General features: G+C 73.1%; 16 protein-coding genes and 2 pseudogenes. 9 read left to right on the top strand and 9 right to left on the bottom strand.

Annotated elements, in window-relative coordinates:
- Positions 1-10: 10 nt before the first annotated feature.
- The 3 genes from ABTZ54_RS32135 to ABTZ54_RS32125 all read left to right on the top strand — a co-directional run bounded on the left by ABTZ54_RS32135 (position 11) and on the right by ABTZ54_RS32125 (position 3,981).
- Positions 11-631: a hypothetical protein gene (locus tag ABTZ54_RS32135; RefSeq protein WP_351670103.1), complete on the top strand. Its 621-nt coding sequence runs from the start codon at positions 11-13 to the stop codon at positions 629-631.
- Between the two features lie 156 nt (positions 632-787).
- The gene (locus tag ABTZ54_RS32130) at positions 788-991 is read left to right on the top strand and encodes a DUF6229 family protein (RefSeq protein ID WP_351670100.1); all 204 of its coding nucleotides are present in this window, start codon (positions 788-790) and stop codon (positions 989-991) included.
- A 149-nt stretch (positions 992-1,140) separates the two neighbouring features.
- Positions 1,141-3,981, top strand: a complete 2,841-nt coding sequence (locus ABTZ54_RS32125; protein ID WP_351670097.1) for a type 2 lanthipeptide synthetase LanM family protein — start codon at positions 1,141-1,143, stop codon at positions 3,979-3,981.
- A gap of 56 nt (positions 3,982-4,037) precedes the next feature.
- Here the strand turns inward: ABTZ54_RS32125 and ABTZ54_RS32120 are convergent.
- The 3 genes and pseudogenes from ABTZ54_RS32120 to ABTZ54_RS32110 all read right to left on the bottom strand — a co-directional run.
- A pseudogene (locus ABTZ54_RS32120) lies at positions 4,038-4,856 on the bottom strand (protein kinase domain-containing protein); the annotation flags it as partial.
- A gap of 141 nt (positions 4,857-4,997) precedes the next feature.
- Positions 4,998-5,624 (bottom strand): annotated as a pseudogene (locus ABTZ54_RS32115) (caspase family protein); the annotation flags it as partial.
- Positions 5,625-5,671: 47 nt separating this feature from the next.
- Positions 5,672-6,040 carry an effector-associated constant component EACC1 gene (locus tag ABTZ54_RS32110; protein ID WP_351670094.1) on the bottom strand — a complete coding sequence of 123 codons (369 nt, stop codon included), beginning with the start codon at positions 6,038-6,040 and terminating at the stop codon, positions 5,672-5,674.
- Between the two features lie 444 nt (positions 6,041-6,484).
- On the opposite strand from ABTZ54_RS32110, the gene ABTZ54_RS32105 reads away from it, so the two are divergent.
- Genes ABTZ54_RS32105 through xdhC form a run of 3 tightly spaced genes read left to right on the top strand, consistent with a single transcriptional unit; the run spans position 6,485 to position 11,140 of the window.
- Positions 6,485-7,966 (top strand): xanthine dehydrogenase small subunit, encoded by a 1,482-nt coding sequence (locus ABTZ54_RS32105; RefSeq protein WP_351670092.1) that lies wholly within the window; start codon positions 6,485-6,487, stop codon positions 7,964-7,966.
- Positions 7,963-10,335, top strand: a complete 2,373-nt coding sequence (gene xdhB / locus ABTZ54_RS32100) for a xanthine dehydrogenase molybdopterin binding subunit (protein WP_351670089.1) — start codon at positions 7,963-7,965, stop codon at positions 10,333-10,335. Before ABTZ54_RS32105 ends, xdhB begins: the two co-directional genes overlap by 4 nt.
- Position 10,336: 1 nt before the next feature.
- A complete protein-coding gene (gene xdhC, locus ABTZ54_RS32095; protein WP_351670086.1) occupies positions 10,337-11,140 on the top strand; it encodes a xanthine dehydrogenase accessory protein XdhC in 804 nt (267 codons plus the stop codon).
- Between the two features lie 45 nt (positions 11,141-11,185).
- On the opposite strand, the gene ABTZ54_RS32090 is transcribed toward xdhC, so the two are convergent.
- Complete coding sequence (locus ABTZ54_RS32090) at positions 11,186-12,019, bottom strand: SAM-dependent methyltransferase (RefSeq protein ID WP_351670083.1); 834 nt, start codon at positions 12,017-12,019, stop codon at positions 11,186-11,188.
- 236 nt (positions 12,020-12,255) lie between these two features.
- On the opposite strand from ABTZ54_RS32090, the gene ABTZ54_RS32085 reads away from it, so the two are divergent.
- A complete protein-coding gene (locus ABTZ54_RS32085; protein ID WP_351670080.1) occupies positions 12,256-12,822 on the top strand; it encodes an EF-Tu/IF-2/RF-3 family GTPase in 567 nt (188 codons plus the stop codon).
- A gap of 27 nt (positions 12,823-12,849) precedes the next feature.
- On the opposite strand, the gene ABTZ54_RS32080 is transcribed toward ABTZ54_RS32085, so the two are convergent.
- Genes ABTZ54_RS32080 through ABTZ54_RS32065 form a run of 4 tightly spaced genes read right to left on the bottom strand, consistent with a single transcriptional unit; the run spans position 12,850 to position 16,569 of the window.
- A complete protein-coding gene (locus tag ABTZ54_RS32080; RefSeq protein WP_351670077.1) occupies positions 12,850-14,085 on the bottom strand; it encodes an ABC transporter permease in 1,236 nt (411 codons plus the stop codon).
- The gene (locus ABTZ54_RS32075; protein WP_351670074.1) at positions 14,082-14,909 is read right to left on the bottom strand and encodes an ABC transporter ATP-binding protein; all 828 of its coding nucleotides are present in this window, start codon (positions 14,907-14,909) and stop codon (positions 14,082-14,084) included. Before ABTZ54_RS32075 ends, ABTZ54_RS32080 begins: the two co-directional genes overlap by 4 nt.
- Positions 14,906-16,078, bottom strand: a complete 1,173-nt coding sequence (locus ABTZ54_RS32070) for a peptidoglycan-binding protein (RefSeq protein ID WP_351670071.1) — start codon at positions 16,076-16,078, stop codon at positions 14,906-14,908. Before ABTZ54_RS32070 ends, ABTZ54_RS32075 begins: the two co-directional genes overlap by 4 nt.
- Entirely contained in the window at positions 16,075-16,569 is a 495-nt protein-coding gene (locus ABTZ54_RS32065) for a hypothetical protein (protein WP_351670068.1), read from the bottom strand. Before ABTZ54_RS32065 ends, ABTZ54_RS32070 begins: the two co-directional genes overlap by 4 nt.
- Before the next feature lie 89 nt (positions 16,570-16,658).
- Between ABTZ54_RS32065 and ABTZ54_RS32060 the strand changes: the two genes are divergently transcribed.
- Positions 16,659-17,318, top strand: coding sequence for a response regulator transcription factor (locus ABTZ54_RS32060; RefSeq protein WP_351670065.1), 660 nt, complete (start codon positions 16,659-16,661; stop codon positions 17,316-17,318).
- Entirely contained in the window at positions 17,315-18,574 is a 1,260-nt protein-coding gene (locus ABTZ54_RS32055) for an ATP-binding protein (RefSeq protein WP_351670062.1), read from the top strand. Before ABTZ54_RS32060 ends, ABTZ54_RS32055 begins: the two co-directional genes overlap by 4 nt.
- A 77-nt stretch (positions 18,575-18,651) precedes the next feature.
- On the opposite strand, the gene ABTZ54_RS32050 is transcribed toward ABTZ54_RS32055, so the two are convergent.
- The gene (locus ABTZ54_RS32050; protein ID WP_351670059.1) at positions 18,652-21,468 is read right to left on the bottom strand and encodes a TIM-barrel domain-containing protein; all 2,817 of its coding nucleotides are present in this window, start codon (positions 21,466-21,468) and stop codon (positions 18,652-18,654) included.
- Positions 21,469-21,530 lie beyond the last annotated feature (62 nt).

The raw sequence follows: 21,530 nt of genomic DNA, 5'->3' as shown, positions 1-21,530 counted from the left end.
AATGCCTGGCATGGGTACGGATATCAGCGGCTTCATCGAATACCGGGTGCTGCGGGACGGACAGGAGCCGACCTGGTACAGCGCGCACAACCTCGACTCCCTCAACGACGTCGGCAACTACGACGCGTTCGGTTGTCTCTTCGGGGTCCGCAACTACGCGAACTTCCGGCCCTTGGCCGCAGGCAGGGGGTTTCCTTCCGATGCCTCGGACGCCATGGCCGCGCGGTTCGCCCAGCTGACCGAGTGGTACGGCGAAGACGGCTTTCACGGCACCACGTGGATCACCTGGGCCGAGGTGAAGGCCGTCGACTGGGACGAGCCCGCGGAGAAGCCCGACAGCCGGCTTCACCAATACCGCCAGACGCCGAACGGGCTCAGGATGACGGCCAAGGCCTCCTGGAATGGTGAGGCGTTCGCCGAGGCCGTCGGTCTCAAGCCCGGTGAGGTTCGGGAGTGGCCTGAAGGAAGTGAGTGGCTCGTCGGGGACACGCTCTACAGATCGGTCACCATGTGCCGCAGAGATGCCGTCATCGACACCGGCGACTGGCCACCCGTCTGGGAAGCCATGGAGGAACTCGCCGAACAGCACGGCGACGACAACGTGCGCCTCGTCGTGTGGTTCGACGACTGAGCGGGCCACGGCGGTGGAGTCGACCGCCGTCGACGACACCCGCCGCCGCGAGCACGTCGTCCGCGATTGGCCGGTTCTGGCGGGTCCCGGACGGAGTTCCTCCGGTGGATTCTGGAGGCCGCGTCATTCCATTCCCGCGCATCACAGGAGGAATCCATGCCCGTCATGTCGACGACGCGTACGGACGACATCGTCACCGCCTGGCTCCAGGGCGCCGAAACGGCCTTCGGCGCCGACAACCCGGCCGGCCCGCTCTACGTCGGCGGCGCCGCCGGCGAGGCCGCGCTCACCGACGGCACCGAGGCCCTGCTGACGGGGTGCAGCAGCTGTACCGGTTCCCTGCACAGCTACTGCTGCTGACACCGCCGCATCCCGTCAATCCCGTCAATCCCGTCGAACGCACCACCCGGGGAACCCTCCACGGGTTCCCCGGTCCGGGCCGACCCGCCCGGCGCACGGCAGCCCGCCCCAGCCGTCAGGACAGGAGAGGACCCCGCATGGTGGAGCCCGTGGCAGCGGCCCGAGCGGCACAAGAGCCGCCCCCGGAGGGGTGGTTCGCGGGTCCGGTGGACACCTTCGCGGAGCCCTTGTTCACGGAGCTTGACCGCCGGGTGCGGAAGATCGACGGACTGGCCCCGGAGGAGCGGGAGGTGCTGCGCGAGGCGACGCGCGACGCCCTCCGCCGCACCCTCCAGCTGCGGCTCAACCGCGTGCTCCTGCTTGAGCTGCGGGCCGCCTCGCTGGCCGGCGAGCTGCCGGGCGCGGACCCGTCCGCCCGCTGGGACGCCTTCCTCGGGCGCGCCTGCGCCCCCGGCTTCGCCGAGACCCTGCGCCGGAGGTACCCGGCGCTGCACCCGCGGGCCCTCGCCTCCGGACGGCTCCTGATCGAGGGAGCCGTGGAGCTGGGCGCCCGGTTCGCCGCCGACCGGCCGGCCGTCACCGAGCTGCTCGGCGCCGAACCGGGACCGCTGCGCGGCCTGGAGCTCGCCCGCGGGGACACCCACCAGGGAGGGAGGGCGGTGGCCCGGCTGACCTTCGCCGACGCCGCCGTCATGTACAAGCCGCGGCCCGTGGCGGTGGACGCCGCCCTCCGCGCCTTCGTCGCGGCCGTCCCCGGCGCCGAGGACCTGGGCGTGCCGAGGGTGGTGGTCCGGGACGGCTACGGCTGGGCCGAGTACCTCGGGCACCGCTACTGCCGGGACGAGGCGGAGCTGGCGCGCTTCTACCGGGGCCTGGGCGGCTGGCTGGCGGTGATGCGGCTGCTCGGCGGCACCGACCTGCACGCCGAGAACCTGGTGGCCCACGGCCCGGTGCCCGCCGTGGTCGACGCCGAGGCCCTGTTCACCCCGGACGTGGACGTCGCGCCGAGCGGGCGCGGCGACGCCGTCGACCGGGCCGCCCGGACGATCCGCACCACCGTGCTGCGGACCGGCATCCTCCCGCTGCGCACCGACGGCTACGCGCTGGCCGGGGTGGACCTCTCGGCCGCCGGCGGCCTGCCCGGGCAGCAGCCGCGCATCCGCGTCCCGGTCATCGCGGACGGCGGGCGGGACACCGCGCGCCTGGAGGTCGACGAGGTGGAGCTGCCGCCGGCCCGCAACCACCCCAGCCCCGAGCCCGTGCTGATACGCCACTGGGACCGGGTCCTGGCCGGCTTCGACGCGGTCACCGGAGCCCTGGCCGAGCTCGACGCGGCCGGTGAACTCGGCGCCCTGGTCGGCGCGTTCACCGGCTGCCGGGTCCGCCGGATCCGGCGCCCCACCCAGACGTACACGGACATCGGCCGGATGCTCTGGCACCCCGCCTCGCTGCACGACCCCGACGCCGCCCGGGCGCGGGCCCGGGACATCCTCCACCGCAACGCCCTCGCCGCCCCGGGCGCGCCGCGCGAACCGGCGGTGATCGACCGGGAGATCGCGGACCTCCTGGTCGGAGACGTCCCCGTGTTCGACACGCGGGTGGACGCGGAGCTGCCGGCCGCCTTCCTGGCGGGCTGGCGGGACGCGGACCTCGCGCGCGAGCGGGACACCATCCGCAGCGCGCTGGTCGGCGCGTATCTGAACGAGCGGCGCCTTCCCGGACGGGTGAGGACGCCCGCCCGCTCCCCGCACGCCGATGATCTGGACCGGCGTCGGCGCGCGCTGGCGGCCGAGGCCGTGGGGACGGTCTGCGCGGCCGCCGTGCGCGGCAGCGACGCCACCGCGACCTGGATCAGCCCCGTGCTGACGGACTACGGCTGGGCGATCCGCCCGCTCGGCGCGGACCTCTACACCGGGCAGGGCGGTGTCGCCCTCGCCCTCGCCGCGTATCTGCGGGAGCAGCGGGCCGGTCGCGCCGACCCCGTACACGGTGTGGAGTCCGTCCTGGCCGGCGCCCTGGAGGTGCTGGCCGCCACCGAGGACGCGACGCCGACGCGTCAGCTCGGCGGGTTCACCGGCATCGCCTCGCAGGTGTGGACGTGGGCCGCGCTGCACCGCCTCCTCGGGACGCCCGGGCTGCTGGACCGGGCCCGCGCCAGGGCCGCGCTGCTGACTCCGGAGGCCCTCGCCGAGGACCGGGCGCTGGACGTGCTCGGCGGCGTGGCCGGGGTGCCGGTCCCGCTCCTCGATCTCGCCGGACTCACGGGCGAGGAGCGTTGGTTGGACGTCGCGGCGGAGGCGGGCCGGCGGCTTGAGCGGACGGCGGTGGTGAACGACCTGGGAGCACGCTGGTCCACCGTCATGTTCCCGGAGGGCATCGGCGGCTTCGCCCACGGCGCCACCGGGGCCGGATGGGCCCTCACGCGGCTCGCCCTCTCCCCGGCCGGGAGTCCGGCCGACCGGGTCCGGTGGCACGAACTCGGCTCGCTGGCCCACGACTTCGAGGAGTCGCTGTACGAGCCGGAGGTGGCCGCCTGGGCCGACGCGCGGATCGGAGGGGACGTGGACCATCCCACCGCGTGGTGTCACGGCAGTACGGGCATCGGCCTGGCCGCCGTCGACCTCCACGCGCGCACGGGCGATCCCCGCCATCTGCGGACGGCGCTCCGTTCGGGCCCGGCCGGTCTGCGCGAGGGCTTCGGCTGGAGCCACACCCTGTGCCACGGCGACCTCGGTCTCGCGGAACTCCTGCGCCGCCTACGAGCCCTGGAGGGCTACGAGGGCCCGTCGGCCGCGGAGGCGGACGGCGAGCTGCTCACCGGCATCGAGCAGCGGGGCCCGGTCGGCGGCCTCGCCAAGGAGGCGTTCGCACCCGGGCTGCTCCCCGGCCTGTCCGGGGTGGTCCACCACCTGCTCGGCATGCATCCGGACGCCCGGCTGGGCTCGCCCCTCCTCCTCGCGCTCCCCGAGGGACCGGACAGCACGCCCTGATCCGGCCGTCTCGGAGGCGCTCATCGCCCGCCGTCCCGGTCCCCTCCCCACGGCGCGTCGAGTATCCGCTCGACGGCCCGGCGCATCTCGTCGGCGGACTGAAAGCGGTGCTGGGGGTCCTTCACCAGCGCCTTCAGGACCAGGGCGTCCATCTCGGGCGTGACCTCGGAGTCGAAGGCGGACGGCGGCCGGGGCACGCCGCGTACGTGCTGGTACGCGATGGCGACCGGCCTGTCGCCGGTGAACGGCGGACGGAGCGTCAGCAGCTCGTACAGCAGGCAGCCGGTGGAGTACAGATCGGAACGGGCGTCGGCCGGCTCGCCCTTGGCCGCCTCCGGGGAGAGGTACTGGACCGTGCCCATCACCGTACCCTTGTCCGTCGTGCCCGTGCCGCCGTCGCCCGGGGGGTGTACGAGGCCGAAGCCCTTGACCTTGACCTGACCGGTACGGGTCAGCATCACGCTCGCCGGTTTGATGTCCCGGTGCACGATCCCGGCGCGATGCGCGTACTCCAGCGCGAGGAGGATGCCGGCCACCACCTCCAGCACACGCTCCGGCAGCAACTTGCGCCCGGATTGGAGCAACTCGCGCAGGGTCGAGCCGTCCACGTACTCCATCACGATGTACGGGAGGGAGACCCCGTCGACGTACGCGTCACCGCTGTCGTGGATCGCCACGACCGACGGGTGGTTGAGCAGCGCCGCCGACTGGGCCTCCCGGCGGAACCGCGCCAGGAGGTACGTCTCGCCGACGAGGTCCGCCCTCAGCATCTTCACGGCGACGGTGCGCCCGAGCCGGACGTCGCGGGCGATGTACACCTCGGCCACGCCACCGCGGCGGACCATCGCCCCCACCTCGTACCGGTCGCCGAGCAGCCGCGGACCTCCCCCGGCCCCCGCCGTCCCGCCCGGCGCGGGGTGGGGCCGCCGCGCGGCCCGCTGGTTCCGGACGAGCGCGAGGCCGCCGATGTCGTCGAGGGCCTGCTTCCTCGGCCTGGGGCGGGACTTCGACAGGAGCCGGTCGCGCACCTCCTGGAAAGCCCCGTCCAGGGTGATGTACTCGGGGCCGCCCTCGACGCCCCGGCCCAGGATGTCGATGAGCTCGCCGGTGAAGGCGGTGTACGGTTCGCCGGGCGCCGCGAGCGCGAGCGCCGTACGCGAGGCGGAGCACATCAGATACGCGCCCTCGACGGCGGCCTGTCCGGCGAGCGCGGACGCGGGATCGTCCGGCCCCGTACCGGACATGGCCCCCATCGCGAGCCCGCTGAAGCAGCTGTCGAGGATGACGACCCGGCGTCTGGCCCTGGTACGCCGCACGGCTGTGCGCAGCATCGAATAGGCGAGGGAGTTCTCGGGCGATTCGGGGTGCGACTCCTGGAGCCCGAGATACAGCTCGAAGTCCTCCTCTTCCTGGTGCCCGTGGCCGGAGAAGTAGACGATCAAGGTGTCCTGGGCTTCGAGCGCCGCTCGCCGGACAGGGCCGAGGACCTCCCCGGGGGTCACGGGATCGAGGATCGTCGCGCAGTGTTCGGGTGCGAGGTCGAGCAGCGTGCGGGCGGTGAGGATCCGCTGGAGGGCATCGAGGTTGTTCGCCACCGCGGGCAGCTCTGGCATGTGCCGGTAGTGAGCCGTGCCGATGAGCACGGCCCTGGACCGCTGCGGGTCCGGCAGGGGGCCGGACAACCCGCCCGTCACCTGTCCTGGCGCAGAGCGGCGAGGAGCCGGGCGACCTCGTCGGGATCGGCGGTGTCGAGCTCCACCCGGACGCCCTCGTGCTCGATGGTGACGGCCGGGGGCCTGCGCCTGCCCGCGCGCCACGTCACGTACGCGAGAGCCAGGTTGGCCAGCTGGAAGCCGCTGTCGGCGGTCAGCTGGACGGCGTCGAAGACGTTCCCCATGGCGCCGCTCGGCGTGGGCGCCGAGCGCAACTCGACGATCGCGGTGGTACGGATCGCGTCGTCGTCCCTGAGCCACCGTGCGAGAGACCGCAGCTCACGGCCCTCGTCGAAGTCGCCCTCCGCCCCCGCCTCGTCGACCCGAACGACGATGTCGTACCGCATGCTGAGCCCCCCTGCTTCCACCTGCGCGTCAGCATACGACTCGGGTCGCCCCACCAGGCTGGATTCGCCCGACCCGGCACCAAGGCCCGGGTGGAGGGCCGCCCTTGACGCCGTGACCGGCGCGCATTAGCTTGCGGTCAGCATCGACCCGTGACGACCGAGAGGAGGCGACCGTCGGATGGACACCTGCTCCGACCTGAGTCGCCTCGTCCGTACCTCGGCCTGGGTCCACGGGCGGATCGCCCACGGCTGCTGACGGCGCGCCGTTCTCCGTGCTTTCCCCGGGGCACTCCTCGGGTTCTCTCCTCTTCACTCTTTCCGGTACGCCTCCGCCGCGTGCCGTTCCGCGCCCTCCTGTGCCTGTGGCGCGTCCGAGTACAGAAAGCTGCCGACATTGGCGAACATGACGCATCGACCCACCACGCACCTGAGCGAGGGCCCGGCATGGTAGCGGCGCGTATCACTGTCAACGGGGACGAGACGCCTCTGGCGCCGGCCCCGCCGCACACCACGGTGCTGGACTTCCTGCGCGAGCGGGGTCTCACCGGCACCAAGGAGGGCTGCGCCGAGGGCGAGTGCGGGGCCTGTTCGGTGCTGGTGGCCCGGCCCGGGGTGGACAAGCCCACCGACTGGGTGGCGGTCAACGCCTGCCTGGTCCCGGCCGCGGCGCTCGACGGCCAGGAGATCGTCACCTCCGAAGGACTCGCCACGCCCGGAGCCCCCGGCACACCGCCCACCCTGCACCCCGTGCAGGAGGAGATGGCGGTCCGGGGCGGATCCCAGTGCGGCTACTGCACCCCGGGGTTCGTCTGCAGCATGGCCGCCGAGTACTACCGGCCCGACCGGCGCTCCCCCGCCGGCGCGGAGGGCGCGGACGGCGCGGACGGCGCGTGCGACGCCGAGCACGGCCCGAACGGCTTCGATCTGCACGCGCTCAGCGGCAATCTGTGCCGCTGCACCGGCTACCGCCCGATCCGCGACGCCGCGTTCGCCGTCGGCGCGCCCACCGAAACGGACCCGCTCGCGCGGCGCCGCGAGCAGGCCCCGCCCGCGCCGGTGGCCACCTCGTACACCCAGGGCGACAGCGTGTTCCTGCGCAAGGAGACCCTGGCCGAGACGCTGCGGCTGCTGCGCGAGCGGCCCGACGCGGTGGTGGTCGCCGGGTCGACCGACTGGGGTGTGGAGGTGAACATCCGGTCCCGGCGGGCGGGTTGCGTGGTCGCCGTCGATCGCCTCCCCGAACTGCGGGAGCTGCGCGTCGAGTCCGACGTCCTGGAGATCGGGGCGGCGCTGACGCTCACCGAGGTCGAGCGGCGGCTGGACGGCCGAGTCCCGCTCCTCGCCGAGCTGTTCCCGCAGTTCGCCTCCCGCCTCATCCGCAACGGTGCCACCCTCGGCGGCAACCTGGGCACCGGATCGCCGATCGGTGACAGCGCGCCCGCGCTGCTCGCGCTCGACGCCTCCCTGGTGCTGGCCGACGCGGACGCGGAGCGGGAGGTGCCGCTCGCCGCGTACTTCACCGGCTATCGGCAGAGCGTGCGCCGTCCCGGCGAACTGATCCGTGCCGTCCGCGTCCCCCTGCCCCTGGCACCGGTCACCGCCTTCCACAAGATCGCCAAGCGGCGCTTCGACGACATCTCCAGCGTCGCGGTCGCCTTCGCGCTCGACGTCGAGGACGGGATCGTCCGCACGGCGCGGATCGGGCTGGGCGGCGTCGCCGCCACCCCGGTCCGCGCCCTCGCCACCGAGGCGGCCCTTCAGGGGCGGCCGTGGACGGCCGGGACCGTCGAGGCCGTCGCGCGGGTGCTGCGGGAGGAGGGCACGCCGATGGACGACCACCGGGCCAGTGCCGCCTACCGCTCCGCGATGCTCGGCCAGAGCCTCCTGAAGCTGTACGCGCGTACCACCGAGGCGGTGTCGTCATGAGCCAGTTGTCCGCACGTCCCGAGAAGTCCGTCGTCGGTCTCTCGGTGCCGCACGAGAGCGCGACCCAGCACGTCACCGGCAGCGCGCTCTACACCGACGACCTGGTCCACCGCACCAAGGACGTGCTCCACGCGTACCCCGTCCAGGTCATGAAGGCCCACGGCAGGATCACCGCGCTGCGCACCGCGCCCGCGCTCGCCGTGCCCGGGGTGGTGCGCGTGCTGACCGGCGCCGACGTGCCGGGCGTCAACGACGCCGGGATGAAGCACGACGAGCCGCTCTTCCCCGACGAGGTCATGTTCCACGGGCACGCGGTCGCCTGGGTGCTCGGCGAGACCCTGGAGGCGGCCCGGCTCGGTGCCGCGGCCGTCGAGGTGGAACTCGACGAACGGCCCTCCCTGATCACCCTGGCGGAGGCCATCGCCGCGGACAGCTTCCACGGCGCCCGGCCCGTGATGGAGACCGGCGACGTGGACGCCGGCTTCGCCGACTCGGCGCATGTGTTCACCGGCGAGCTCCAGTTCTCCGACCAGGAGCACTTCTATCTGGAGACGCACGCGGCTCTCGCGTACGTCGACGAGGCCGGCCAGGTCTTCGTGCAGAGCAGCACCCAGCACCCTTCCGAGACCCAGGAGATCGTCGCGCACGTCCTCGGCCTGCACAGTCACGAGGTGACCGTGCAGTGCCTGCGGATGGGCGGCGGCTTCGGCGGCAAGGAGATGCAGCCGCACGGCTTCGCGGCCGTCGCCGCGCTCGGCGCCCGGCTGACCGGCCGGCCCGTACGGGTCCGGCTCAACCGCACCCAGGATCTGACGATGTCGGGCAAGCGGCACGGCTTCCACGCCTCGTGGCGGATCGGCTTCGACGCCGAGGGCCGCATCCAGGCCCTCGACGCGACGCTGACCGCGGACGGCGGCTGGAGCCTGGACCTGTCCGAACCGGTGGTGGCCCGCGCGCTGTGCCACATCGACAACACGTACTGGCTTCCCCACGCCCGCGTCACCGGCCGGATCGCCCGGACCAACAAGGTCTCCAACACGGCCTTCCGCGGCTTCGGCGGCCCCCAGGGCATGCTGGTGATCGAGGACATCATGGGCCGGTGCGCGCCGCTGCTCGGCCTGGACCCGGCGGAGCTGCGGGAGCGCAACTTCTACCGGCCGGGCCAGTCGACGCCGTACGGGCAGCCGGTCGTCCAGCCGGAGCGCGTCTCCGCCGTCTGGGAGCAGGTCAAGGAGAACGGCGACGTCGCGGACCGGCAGCGGGAGATCGCCGCCTTCAACGCCGCGCACCCGCACACCAAGCGGGCCCTCGCGCTCACCGGCCTCAAGTTCGGCATCTCCTTCAACCTCACCGCCTTCAACCAGGGCGGCGCGCTGGTGCTGATCTACAAGGACGGCTCCGTCCTGATCAACCACGGCGGCACCGAGATGGGCCAGGGCCTGCACACCAAGATGCTCCAGGTGGCGGCGACCACGCTCGGCATCCCGCTGCGCAAGGTGCGCCTCGCCCCGACGCGTACCGACAAGGTGCCCAACACCTCCGCCACCGCCGCCAGCGCGGGAACGGACCTCAACGGCGCGGCGGTGAAGAACGCCTGCGAGCAGCTGCGGGAGCGGCTGCTGCGGGTGGCGGCGACCCAGCTCGGCACGAACGCGGCGGACGTGCGCATCGTCGAGGGCGTCGCGCGCGGCCTGGGCGGCGGTACGGAACTGGGCTGGGACGACCTGGTGCGCACGGCGTACCTCCAGCGCGTGCAGCTGTCGGCGGCCGGCTTCTACCGGACCGAGGGGCTGCACTGGGACGCGAAGTCTTTCCACGGCTCCCCGTTCAAGTACTTCGCGCACGGCGCCGCCGCGGCCGAGGTGGAGATCGACGGCTTCACCGGCGCGTACCGGATCCGGCGGGTGGACATCGTGCACGACGTCGGCGACAGCCTCTCCCCGATGATCGACATCGGCCAGGTCGAGGGCGGCTTCGTGCAGGGCGCGGGCTGGCTCACCCTGGAGGATCTGCGCTGGGACAGCGGCGACGGGCCGAACCGCGGCCGTCTCCTCACGCAGGCGGCGAGCACGTACAAGCTGCCCAGCTTCTCCGAGATGCCCGAGGAGTTCCATGTCACGCTGCTGCGGAACGCGAGCGAGGAGGGCGCGGTCTACGGCTCCAAGGCGGTGGGCGAGCCGCCGCTGATGCTGGCCTTCTCCGTCCGGGAGGCGCTGCGGCAGGCCGCCGCGGCGTTCGGGCCGGGCGGGACCGCTGTCGAGCTGGCTTCGCCCGCGACGCCGGAGGCGGTGTACTGGGCGGTCCAGGCCGCCCGGAGCGGCGCCGGGCGCGGTGTGCCGGCCGGTGCGGAAGCCCGTGGCGGTGCCTGACATGACGTGGTTCGCCGCGGTCGCGCGGTTGCGGGCACGCCGGGAGGCCGGCGTGCTCGTGACCGTCGCGGCCGTGCGCGGCCACGCCCCGCGCGACGCCGGTGCGAAGCTGGTGGTCGGACGGACCGAGGCCTGGGGCTCGATCGGCGGCGGCAACGTGGAGGCCGTCGCGATCGACCGGGCCCGGGAGATGATCGCCGCGGCCGCGCCGGAACCGGAGCTCATCGAGTTCGCCCTGAACGACAAGGTGACCAACCGGCACGGGGTGCAGTGCTGTGGCGGCGTGGTGTCGGTGCTGCTCGAACCCCTTCCGGTGGTACGGGCGGTGGCGATCTTCGGGGTCGGGCACGTGGGGCTCGAACTGGCCCGGATCCTGGCCCGCCACGACCTGGACCTGCACCTGGTCGACAGCCGCGCCGACACCCTCACCGCGCGGCGCCTCGACGTGCTCGCCGACGCCGTGGCGCGGGTACGGGTGCATCACACGCCGCTGCTGCCCGAGGAGGTCCTGGAGGAGCTGCCGCCCGGCACGCACGTCCTGATCATGACCCACGACCACGCCGAGGACGCCGCGCTGTGCGACGCCGCTCTGCGGACGAGCCATCTCGGCTCCATCGGGCTGATCGGTTCGGCGGCCAAGTGGGCGCGGTTCCGACGGCGCCTCGCCGCGGAGGGCGGTCACGAAGCCGCCGTCATCGACCGGATCAAGACGCCGATCGGGCTGCCCGACATCACCGGGAAGGAGCCCGCGACGATCGCGGTGAGCGTCGCGGCCGATCTGCTGCGCGCCTTCGAGACCGGGTGAACGCGGCCGGGCCCGGCACCCGGGTGACGCCCGGGGTTCCCTGGCCTACGCCTTGCGTGCGATGCCGCCGGCGATGCTGCGCTGCGCCGCGTTCAGCGCCTTGAGGTGCGGTCCGTCCGGCCACCAGTCGGCGCACCGCACCAGGCCCGGAGGGACCATGTCCAGGCCGTTGAACAGCTCCCGCAGTTCGTCCTGGGTGGAGAAGGTGCCGCTGCCCATCATGCTGTGCAGGAACATCTCCTCCATCTTCCGGGCGGTCGCGCTGTACTCGTCCTCCGGGTCGAGGAAGTGACTGATCGCCACGTACGAACCGGACGGCAGCGCTTCGATGTAGGCGCGCATGATGTCCTTGCGGGTACGGGTGTCCTCGCCGTTGTAGTGGTGCAAGGTGCCCAGCTGCAACAGCGCGATCGGCTCGCTCCAGTCCAGCCGGGACTTCACGGTGTCGTCGTCCAGCAGCCTCTCCGGCTCGAAGATGTCCGCGGCGACGAAGACGGCGCTCTCGTTCTCCTCCAGCAGCGCCCGGCCGTGGGCAAGCACCAGCGGGTCGTTGTCCACGTAGACGACGCGCGCGTCCGGGGCAACCCGCTGCACCACTTGATGGACGTTCTCCGCGGTCGGCAGCCCCGAGCCGCAGTCCAGATACTGCGTGACACCCGCCTGCCGGGCCAGGAACCGACAGGCCCTGATCAGGAAAGCCCGATTCTCCACGGCCAGATCCCGGGCCTCCGGAGCGGCCTTCCGCACCCGCCGGACCACCTCACGGTCCACCTCGTAGTTGTCCTCGCCATCGAGGAACGCGTCGTACACCCTGGCGATACTCGGCTTCGACGGATCGATGTACGCGGGAACGGACGCGTCGGACGTCTCACGGGACACGGGAGCCTCACAGGCGGTTCCAACAACGGCGGGGAACCGGACTCTAATCCGGCGAGCCCCCCGATCCCGCCCAGAACAGCCGCGCGGCCACGCATCCCACTCCATCGTGGGACCCGCTTCGCGCGATACGCGGTGGGTGAGAGTCGACGTACGATGCGCGACGGACTCGCCGGGTGCGGTCGCAAGGGAGCCGGAGGGGACTCGTGGGTGGATCGTCAGGTCGGGTGGTGGAGGGCGTGGTCGACGGGCCGTTCCTGATGTCCGTGGAGGACGTCTTCTGCCTGCGGCAGGGCAGGGTGGTCATGGTGAGCGGTCGGATCGAACGGGGCCGGCTGCGCAAGGGCGATGCCGTGGAGATCGTCGGCTCGGGTGGCGGCGCGACCCACCCCGTCGAGGGCATCGAGCGGAACCAGGTGTACGTCGACGAGGCGAGTGCCGATGCGAACGTGGGCGTGCTGCTGAGTGGTGCCGCCGTCGGTGTCGTGGAGCGGGGCCGGGTCCTCGCTGCGCCCGGATCGGTCTTCGCGTACGGCGGGTTCGTCGCCGACATCGCCCTGCTGTCCGAGGAGGCGGGCGGTGCGGATGTCGTGTCGGGCGACCGGCTCCTCTTCTTCATCCGCACCGCCGCCGTGTGGGGCATCGTCACGCTGCCCGAGGGCACCGGCACGCTCCGGCCCCTGCACGGAAGCCGGGTGTCCGTGGCCCTCGACGGGCCTGTCGCGCTGGAGCCGGGCCAGTCCTTCGCGTTCCGTCACCACGGTCGCGCCGCCGGCTCCGGCACGGTGACTCGACTCCCGCGTTGACCCGGCCCCGCATCCCCTCCCGTTCCCCTACCCCGCCGCCAGCGCCAGGGTCGGTGACAGGCGGGACGCGCGTACCGCCGGGTACAGGCCCGCGACCGTGCCGATCGCCAGTGTCGCCGCGAAGCCGCCTGCGGCCGACCAGGAGGGGACGACCCAGGGCAGGCCGCCCGCGGTGGCGTAGGCCGCCACCGCTGCCGCGCCCAGGGCTACGCCGGCCAGGCCGCCCAGGCCTGAGAGCATCAGGGACTCGGTCACGAACTGGATGCGGATCTGGCCCCGGGTCGCGCCCAGGGAGCGGCGCAGGCCGATCTCGTGGCGTCGTTCCAGGACCGAGATGATCATGGTGTTCGCGACGCCGACGCCGCCCACCAGCAGGGCGATGCCGCCCAGGCCGAGGAGGAGTGTGGAGAAGGCGCCCTCCGTCGCGGCCTTCGCCTTGAGGGCCGAGGACGGGTCGCCGACCGACACGTTCTGCGGGTTGCGCGGGTCGATCGTCGGGGCGAGGAGCCGCTGGACCTCGCTGACGGACGCGTCGGTGGAGCGCTCGTACACCGACGTCGGATGCCCGTCGAAGCCGAGCAGCCGCTGGGCCGCGTCCCATCCGACCAGGGCCGAGCGCTCGATCTCCGGAGCGAGGGGCAACGGGTCGAGGATGCCGACGACGGTGAAGTAACGGTCGTCGATCCAGACCTGGCGCCCGGGGCGGTCGATGCCCAGGCGGTCCGCCGCGACATGGCCCAGCACCACGGCCGGATAGCGGCCGTTCGCGGCGTTGAGCCACGTTCCGGAGGCCGTTCGGCCGCGCAGCACGTCGAGCAGGCCCTCGGTGGCGGCCTTCACCGCGATGCCGCCGGTCTCGGCCTCCGGGATCTTCTCGGAGCGGCGCACCGATCGCGCGAGGTCACCGGTCGCGCCGGCCTTCTCGACGCCCTCGATGCGGGAGACCGTGCCCACCGCGTCCTTGGGCAGCTTGACCTCCTGTCCGCTGAACATCCCCTCCCCCGGCTTCGCCACCAGCATGTTCGTGCCCAGCGCGTCGAGCTGCCGCAGCAACTGGGCCTGACTGGACGCCGAGATGCCCACCACCGCGATCATCGTCGCGATGCCGATGGCGATCCCGAGTGCCGACAGGACGACCCGGACGGGGCGGCTGCGCAGGCCCGCCGAGCCGACGTGCAGGACGTCGCGTGGGCCGAGTCGGGCGGCCTTCAGGCCGGTCCGGCGGGCGGACCGGGGGCCGGCTGCGGGTGTCCCGCGCTTCATCGGGCCACCACCTTTCCCCGGGCCGTGTCCGCGACGACCCTGCCGTCGCGGATTCTCACCTGCCGCGGCAGCCGCGCCGCGATCTCGGTGTCGTGCGTGATGACCGCGATCGTGGCGCCCTCCTCGTTCAGCGTGTGCAGCAGTTCCATCACCGCCTCGCCGGACGCCGAGTCCAGCGCGCCGGTCGGCTCGTCTGCGAGCAGCAGCGCGGGCTCGCCGACCACCGCGCGGGCGATGGCCACGCGCTGCTTCTGCCCGCCGGAGAGTTCGTGCGGGCGGTGCCGCACGCGGTCGGCCAGTCCCACCCGGGCCAGGGCGTCCGCGGCCATCCGGCGGCGGCGGGCGCGCGGCAGGCCGGAGTACAGGAGTCCTTCGGCGACGTTGTCCAGGGCCGCCACCCCCGGCACCAGGTGGAAGGCCTGGAAGACGAAGCCGATGTGACGGGCCCGCAGCGCCGACACCTGCCGGTCGGTGAGCGCGGCCACGTCGTGGCCGGCGATCTCCACCGTTCCGGACGTGGGCCGGTCCAGGGTTCCGACGATGTGCAGCAGCGTCGACTTGCCGGAGCCCGAGGGGCCCACGATGCCGAGCAGCTCGCCTTCGCCGATGCCGAGGTCGATGCCGTCCAGGGCGCGTACGCCGCCCGCGTACTCCTTGACGACCCCCTTCAGGTCCACGACGCGCCGCCGCTCTGGGCGGTACGGAGCGCTGGCCCCGGAAGGGGTGGCGCGATGCGCGCCGACCACGCCGCCGCGCGGCCCGACCGGGTGCGCCTCCCCGCACGTTTCGCCCTTCACCTCGCCGCTCATCCCTTCGCCGCTCATCCCTTCGGCACCCCGACCTTCATGCCCTCGCGCAGTCCCCCGCCGGTGACCTCGACCCGGCCCTGACCGAACAGGCCGAGCTCGACCCGGACGTCGCGGGTCCCGCCCTCTTCCACCACCTGTACGCCGAAGCCGCCGCCGGGCAGCGCGAGCAGCGCGTTGACGGGGACGGACAGGACGTCCTGGCGGGTGCGGCCGGTGAGCTCGATCGTGACCGGGGACCGGTCGACGCCCTTCACCTTGGCCGGCTTGTCGAAGGAGACGGTGATCTCGATCTTCGGGGTCCTGTCCTGCGGGTCCGCGCCCTCCGACGCGGTCTTCCCCACGGCCGACACCTTGCCCGGGAGTTCGGTGCCGTCCGGCAGCCGGACCGTCACACGGGTGCCGGTCTTCGCCGACTCGGCCTCGGCCACGGGCAGGTCGAAGCGGGCCACACGTTCGGAGCCGGTGACCGTGAGCACCGGGCTGCCGGGCGCGATCCGGTCGCCGGGCGCGAGGCGCCCCTCGCCGGAGCCGCCTCCGCTCCCGCCGCCCGAGCCGCCTCCCGACCCGGCACCGGCGTCCTTGACGCGTATCGCGCTGCCCGCGAAGGCGATCCGGTCCGGGCCGACCGTGCCCGTCTGCTTCAGGTCGTGTGACTTCTGCCAGCGTTTCACGGCGGCCGCGGTCTTCGCCGTGAACTCCTCGTCGACGTCGAAGCCGGTGAAGCCGAGCGCGGCCAGGTTCTCCTCCAGCTGGCGTACGTCCCTGCCCTTGTCGCCGGTCTTGAGCGTCCGGTACATGGGCTCGTCCCCGTACATCAGACGGACCGGCTCGCCGTCCACCTCGTAGAGGCGTCCGTCCCGCTCGACGACCGAGCCGGTCAGGGCGAGCCAGGTGAGGGTGCCGCCGGCACCGCCCGCGTTGATCTTCCGCTCGCCGAGATGGCCGAGGGTTCCGTCCTTCTGGGAGCTGTCGCTGAGGTCGCCGCGGGTGACCGGGGCGGTGGCGGGCGGCAGCCCTCGGGAGCCGACGGGTCCGGACGGCGAGTCGCCGCCGTCCCGGGCCGCGGTCACGGCGGTGACGGCGGCGCCGGCGCCCGCGACGGCGACGATCGTCGTCAGGGCGACGATCAGTCGGCGCCGGCCGAGCGGACGCTCGCCCTCGTGGTGGTCGCCGCGCCCGCTCATCGGGCCACGCCCTCGCACGCCTTGGCGGCCTTGTCGAGCTTCTGCCTTTCCGCACCCTGCGGGATGGGCAGGGCCTGCTGGGCGTTGCCGTCGAACTTCGGGTCCGGCATGTTGAAGCCGTTCTCCCGCATGCAGCGCGCGTAGGCGAGGGCCTTGTCCTTGTCGGCCTGCGTCAGCTCCTTGCCGAAGCCCGCGCCGCCCGCCTTGCCCTGGCAGGCCTTGAACGCCGCCTCCATCTTCTCCTTGGACATGCCGTCGCCTCCGACGGTGATCCCGACACCCTTCTCGCCGGGCTTGGGCTCGGGCACGTCGAGGCCCTGCTCGCGCAGGCACTTGCGGTGCTCGAAGGCCTGGTCGGCCTGCTTGCCCTCCTCGTTCCCGCCGCCGTCCCCTCCGGAGGAGCCGGCACCCGAGCAGGCGGCGGTGAACAGGGCAAAGGCAGCGGCCAGGGAGCCGGCGGCGGCCACACGGGTCATACGTCGCATCGTCATGGCGGTGACAGTGCCGCGAAGGAAGGTTTCGCTTCTCTCAACGGTTTCGTTTACACCGGCGAAAGGTCCCCTTCGGATAGACAGGGGCCATGCGCGTACTACTGGTGGAGGACGAGGCGTTTCTCGCCGAGATGATCGCCGAAGGGCTGCGCCGCGACGCGCTCGCCGTGGACGTCGCGGCCGACGGCCTCGAAGCGCTGCGGAAACTCCAGCTCGGCGAGTACGACGTCCTCGTCCTGGACCGCGATCTGCCCGGGATACACGGCGACGACGTCTGCCGCCGGGTGGTCGAGCAGCGCCTGATGACCCGGGTGCTCATGCTGACCGCGGCCGGGACGGTACGCGACCGGGTCGAGGGCCTCGGACTGGGCGCGGACGACTACCTGACCAAGCCCTTCGCGTACGACGAGCTCCTCGCCCGGGTGCTCGCCCTGGGCCGGCGCGCCAGGCCGGCGCTGCCGCCCGTCCTCGAACGCCGCGGGATCGTCCTCGACACCGCCCGCCGCCAGGCCAGCCGGGACGGCCGGCACCTCCAGCTGTCGCGCAAGGAGTTCGGCGTCCTGGAGGCGCTGCTGCGGGCGGAGGGCGCGGTGGTCAGCGGCGAGGACCTGATCGAGCAGGTCTGGGAGGAGCACACCAGCTACCGCACCAACGCGGTACGGGTCACCCTCAGCAAGCTGCGGGCCAAGCTGGGCGAGCCGCCCGTGGTGGAGACGGTGCCCGGCGCCGGATACCGGATCGCGTCATGAGCCGCCGCCTGTCCGCGCGGGTTCCGCTCGGCGGGGAACGCGCCCGGCTCACCGCCCTGTACACCGGGCTGCTCGTCCTCGCCGGCGCCCTGCTCACCGGCGTCGTGTACGTGCTCGTGCAGGAGGGCCTGTACTCGTCGATCAGCACCGCCGTCACCACCGCCGTGCCGGCCTCGCGGTTCTCGCACCTGCCGGAGACGTTGCAGAGCGCGCCCGCGACCCGGCTGCCCACCGCGGCCCCCGCCAGCCCCGCGCCGAGCACCGGACCCGGTGCGCTCCCGGTCCAGACCCTCGCGATCACCCGGAGGGTCAGCGACGCCGCCGAGTCCGCCGCGCTGGACCGTCTCCTCACGGTCTCCGTGGCCGTCCTCGTCTGTTACGCGATCCTCTCGGTCGCGCTCGCCTGGTGGGCGGCCGGCCGGGTGCTCCGGCCGATCGCCGTCATCACCGACACGGCCCGTCGGCTGTCCGGCGCCAACCTCCACGAGAGGATCGCCCTCGACGCGCCGCCCGGCGAACTCAAGCGGCTCGCGGACACCTTCGACGGCATGCTCGGGCGGATGGAACAGCTCGTCTCCGCCCAGCAGCGATTCGCCGCGAACGCCGCCCACGAGCTGCGCACCCCGGTCGCCGTGCAGCGCGCGGCGGCGGAGATCGGACTCGCCGGGGACCCCACGCCCGAGCGGGTGGCCCGGATCCGCTCGAAGCTGATCGAGGTCGCCGACAGCAGCGAGCGGATCATCGAGGGACTGCTCCTGCTCGCCGCCTCCGACCAGGGGCTCCAGGAGCGGCGCCGGGTCGCCCTGGACGAGGTCGCCCGGGAGACCGCGGCGGCCCTCGCGGGCGAGGCGGCCGAGCGCGGGGTGGACGTCGTCGTACGGCCCGGGCCGCTGACCGTCGAGGGGGACCCGGTGCTGCTCGAACGCCTGCTGCACAACCTGGTCGCGAACGGCGTGCGCCACAACGTCCCCGAGGGCGGCCGGGTGGAGGTGCGGACCGGCCCGGACGGCATCACGGTGACGAACACCGGCCCGGCCGTGCCACCCGAGACCGTGCCGCTGCTCTTCGAACCGTTCCGCCGCTCGGCCGCGCGCACGCACGCGCCCGACGAGGGGGTGGGCCTCGGGCTGTCGATCGTCGACGCGATCGCACGGGCCCACGGCGCGCGGGCGACCGCGACGGCCAACCCCCGGGGCGGGGGGCTGACCGTGCGGATCCGCTTCGACGGAGGGGTCACCGATGCCGGCCTCGGGTGATCCTGACGACGGCGAGTCGTTTCGGGGTTGGGGCGGGCGCCAGGCTCGGCGCCCGCCCCGACGGTCGTCCCTCGGGCTCAGCCCGACGGCCGCCCGGTGGCGGTGAGTTCGGCCAGGCTGGTCCACGGACCGCGGTTGCCCGCCTCGGTCAGGGCCCGCAGCCGCGGGTAGCGGCCGGACTTGGCGGTGAAGGCCACCCGGGTCGCCGCCGCGGTGTCCGGGAAGGTCCCCGTGGCCACGGGGGCGCCCCAGGAGGTCGTGCTGTCGGAGACGTACACCTCGTAGGAGCCGATGCGGCCGTTGACTCCCCCGTCCTGGCGGGGCAGTTGGGTGATGGAGTCGACGTCGTAGCGGGCGCCGAGGTCGATCTGGATCTCGTGCGGGAGGGCCGCGGCGCCCCCGGACCACTTGGTGTGCCAGTGGGTAGACGGCTTGCCGTCGATGGCGTTGGTGGCGGCGCCGTTCTCCGAGGCGGTCTCCTGGCTGTCGGCGTAGCGGACGCTCCAGCCGGCCTGGCTGATCGGGCTGCTCGGGGCCGTGCCGCCGACGGCGGTCCCGGGCGGGACGGTCAGGCCGGTGGCGGTGAACGCGAAGGCGGCCCCGGTGCTGCCGGTCTTCACCCAGAGCGTGCCCGAACGGTCGGCCGCGTCGTAGAACCAGCCGGTGGCGGCGGCGTTGTACGCGGACCTGCTGGCCAGCGCGGGGAGGGTGGTGCCGCCGAGTGTGACCGTGGTCGGCGCGCCGGCGCTGCGCAGGGTGAACTCGTAGCCGCGGGTGGCGGGCTTGCCCGTGTACGCGCCGGTGCTCGCGCCGACCGAGACGGTCACGTCGCCGGTGCCGGACGTCGGCGCGGTGACGTCCACGCGCTGCCGCGCGGAGGCGCCGGTCCGGTACGCGCGGGTGACGCCGTCGTCCTCGTACAGGGTGAAGGACGAGGTGCCGCGGGGCTGGATGTCGTACGTGAGAGTGGAGACGGGCTTCTCGCCGGTGTAGTTCATCTGCGGCCACATCGGCACGATCGCGCCGGCCTTCACGAAGAGCGGCAGGGTGTCGAGCGGGGCGGAGTAGCCGTCGAGCCAGCCGGGTCCTTCGTAGACCTTCCCTGTCCAGTAGTCGGTCCAGCTGCCGGCCGGCAGATAGATGCCGTCACGGGTGGAGGTGTCGGTGACGACGGGGGCGACGAGGAGCGAGTCGCCCGCCATGAACTGCCCGCTGGTCTGGTTCCCGCGCGCCACCGGGTCGTTGGGGTACTCCAGCACCATGGCCCGGGTGGACGGGACGCCGGTGTCGGCGGCGGTGCGGCTCATCGTGTACAGGTACGGCATCAGCCGCATCTTCAGCTGGAGGTACTTGCGGTTGATCGACAGGTACGGCTCGGCGAAGCGCCAGGGCTGCTTGTCCTGGTAGCCGGCGGAGGGGCTCACGGGGCCCCACCCGGACATCGTCATGAACGCCGGGGTGAGGGCCTTCCACTGGAGGTCGCGGACGTACGTCTTGGGGCTGCCGCCGAAGATGCCGTCGATGTCGCCGCTCGCGTAGTTCAGGCCGGACAGACCCGCTCCGGCGATGGCGGGCACGTGCCAGCGCATGGCGTCCCAGGTGCCGGAGGTGTCGCCGGTCCACACGACGGCGTTGCGCTGGGTTCCCGCCCAGCCGTCGACGGTCCACACGAAGCGGCGGGCGTCGGAGTTGGACTCGATGCCGTCCACGGCCTGCTGCACGCCCTTGAAGGCGGTCTTGTACCCGCCCCCGATCCAGGCGACGTCCGTCTTCACCGCCCGTGAACCGGCCGTGCCCACCTCCCAGCCGATGCCGGAGAGGCCGGTGGAGGTCCACAGGCCGGTCTGGAATCCCTTGGCCTTCAGCTGCGTGACCGTCTCGGGGAGGCTGGTGTAGCCGCAGCCGTAGCCGTCGTTGGGGAGGAACCAGCCGGACGGCATGTCCGCGGCGCGGGCGTCCGTCGCGTAGCCGACGACATCCGGGGTCGTCTGGTGGCGGAGCCGGTCGTGGGCGCCCTGGTAGTCCGGGTTCGAGGCGTTGAAGCAGTCGGCGTTGCCGAGTTCCAGGCCCCAGATGGGGGCGAGGAACGGCTTGCCGGTGACGTCGGTGTATCCGTTCAGGACGTCCTTGAGGGAGCCGCCCGCGAAGTACCAGGCGTCGAAGCGGTTCTCGTTGTGCCGCAAGGAGGTCGGCGCGGTGAAGGCGTACGAGCCCGGGGACCAGGTGTTGCGCATGACGCCGTAGCCGTTGGTGGACATGTAGAAGGGCGCGGGGCTGGCGTTGGTGTTCTCGGTCCACTGGTTGGAGACGGCGACGGGCACGGTCTTGTCCCGCAGGGCCCACTCGCCGAGCCGCAGCCCGGTGCCGTAGAACTGCTCGTCGGCGGCCCGGGTGAGGTACTGGGTGGTCTGGGAACCGGTCCAGTTGGTGGGCTGCGCCTCCGACCACACCAGCGTGGTGTCGTCGGCGCGGTAGAGAGCGAAGGTCAGCGGGGACTTGTTGATCCGCAGGCTGACGGCGGAGGTGCCGACCCGGTAGTACGACCCGGCGTCGGTCAGGGAGGCGCCCACGGCGCCGAAGGCGGTGTTGACGGCGAGGTCGCCGCCGGCCGGGTCGTCGGTGAAGGCCCCGTTGGGTGAGAGCCAGATCCGGAAGATGTCCGCCCGCGCCATCACGATCCGGGCGGCGGCGCCGCTCGACGTGGCGACGGTGAACGTGTCGCCGGACCGGGTGACACCGGTGACGTCGCCTGCGGTGGCGGCCCTGGCGGAGGACGCGGGCAGGACGACGGAGAGGAGCGCGGCGATCAGGACGGCGGCGAGCGTCAGGGCGGTGCGCCTGAGGCCGGGTCGCGGGCGTACGGCTGGGGATGGGGCTAGGGCTGGGGCTGTCATGCGGCTGGTTCTCCTCACGAGGTCTGCGGCGCCGAGAACGCCGGGCAGTGGTCGTTGGAGCT

The sequence above is a fragment of the Streptomyces sp. NPDC094032 genome (assembly GCF_040303965.1).
Classification (GTDB): Bacteria; Actinomycetota; Actinomycetes; order Streptomycetales; family Streptomycetaceae; genus Streptomyces.
Note: the sequence above shows the minus strand (reverse complement) of the source record. Positions and strands in the feature narration are given on the sequence as shown.

Coding starts and splice junctions, on each gene's coding strand:
- ABTZ54_RS32065 (WP_351670068.1), bottom strand. CDS start 16,569: ATGACGATGCGACGTATGACCCGTGTGGCCGCCGCCGGCTCCCTGGCC.
- ABTZ54_RS32130 (WP_351670100.1), top strand. CDS start 788: ATGCCCGTCATGTCGACGACGCGTACGGACGACATCGTCACCGCCTGG.
- ABTZ54_RS32060 (WP_351670065.1), top strand. CDS start 16,659: ATGCGCGTACTACTGGTGGAGGACGAGGCGTTTCTCGCCGAGATGATC.
- ABTZ54_RS32080 (WP_351670077.1), bottom strand. CDS start 14,085: ATGAAGCGCGGGACACCCGCAGCCGGCCCCCGGTCCGCCCGCCGGACC.
- xdhC (WP_351670086.1), top strand. CDS start 10,337: ATGACGTGGTTCGCCGCGGTCGCGCGGTTGCGGGCACGCCGGGAGGCC.
- ABTZ54_RS32055 (WP_351670062.1), top strand. CDS start 17,315: ATGAGCCGCCGCCTGTCCGCGCGGGTTCCGCTCGGCGGGGAACGCGCC.
- ABTZ54_RS32050 (WP_351670059.1), bottom strand. CDS start 21,468: ATGACAGCCCCAGCCCTAGCCCCATCCCCAGCCGTACGCCCGCGACCC.
- ABTZ54_RS32105 (WP_351670092.1), top strand. CDS start 6,485: ATGGTAGCGGCGCGTATCACTGTCAACGGGGACGAGACGCCTCTGGCG.
- ABTZ54_RS32070 (WP_351670071.1), bottom strand. CDS start 16,078: ATGAGCGGGCGCGGCGACCACCACGAGGGCGAGCGTCCGCTCGGCCGG.
- ABTZ54_RS32075 (WP_351670074.1), bottom strand. CDS start 14,909: ATGAGCGGCGAAGGGATGAGCGGCGAGGTGAAGGGCGAAACGTGCGGG.
- ABTZ54_RS32135 (WP_351670103.1), top strand. CDS start 11: ATGGGTACGGATATCAGCGGCTTCATCGAATACCGGGTGCTGCGGGAC.
- ABTZ54_RS32110 (WP_351670094.1), bottom strand. CDS start 6,040: ATGCGGTACGACATCGTCGTTCGGGTCGACGAGGCGGGGGCGGAGGGC.
- xdhB (WP_351670089.1), top strand. CDS start 7,963: ATGAGCCAGTTGTCCGCACGTCCCGAGAAGTCCGTCGTCGGTCTCTCG.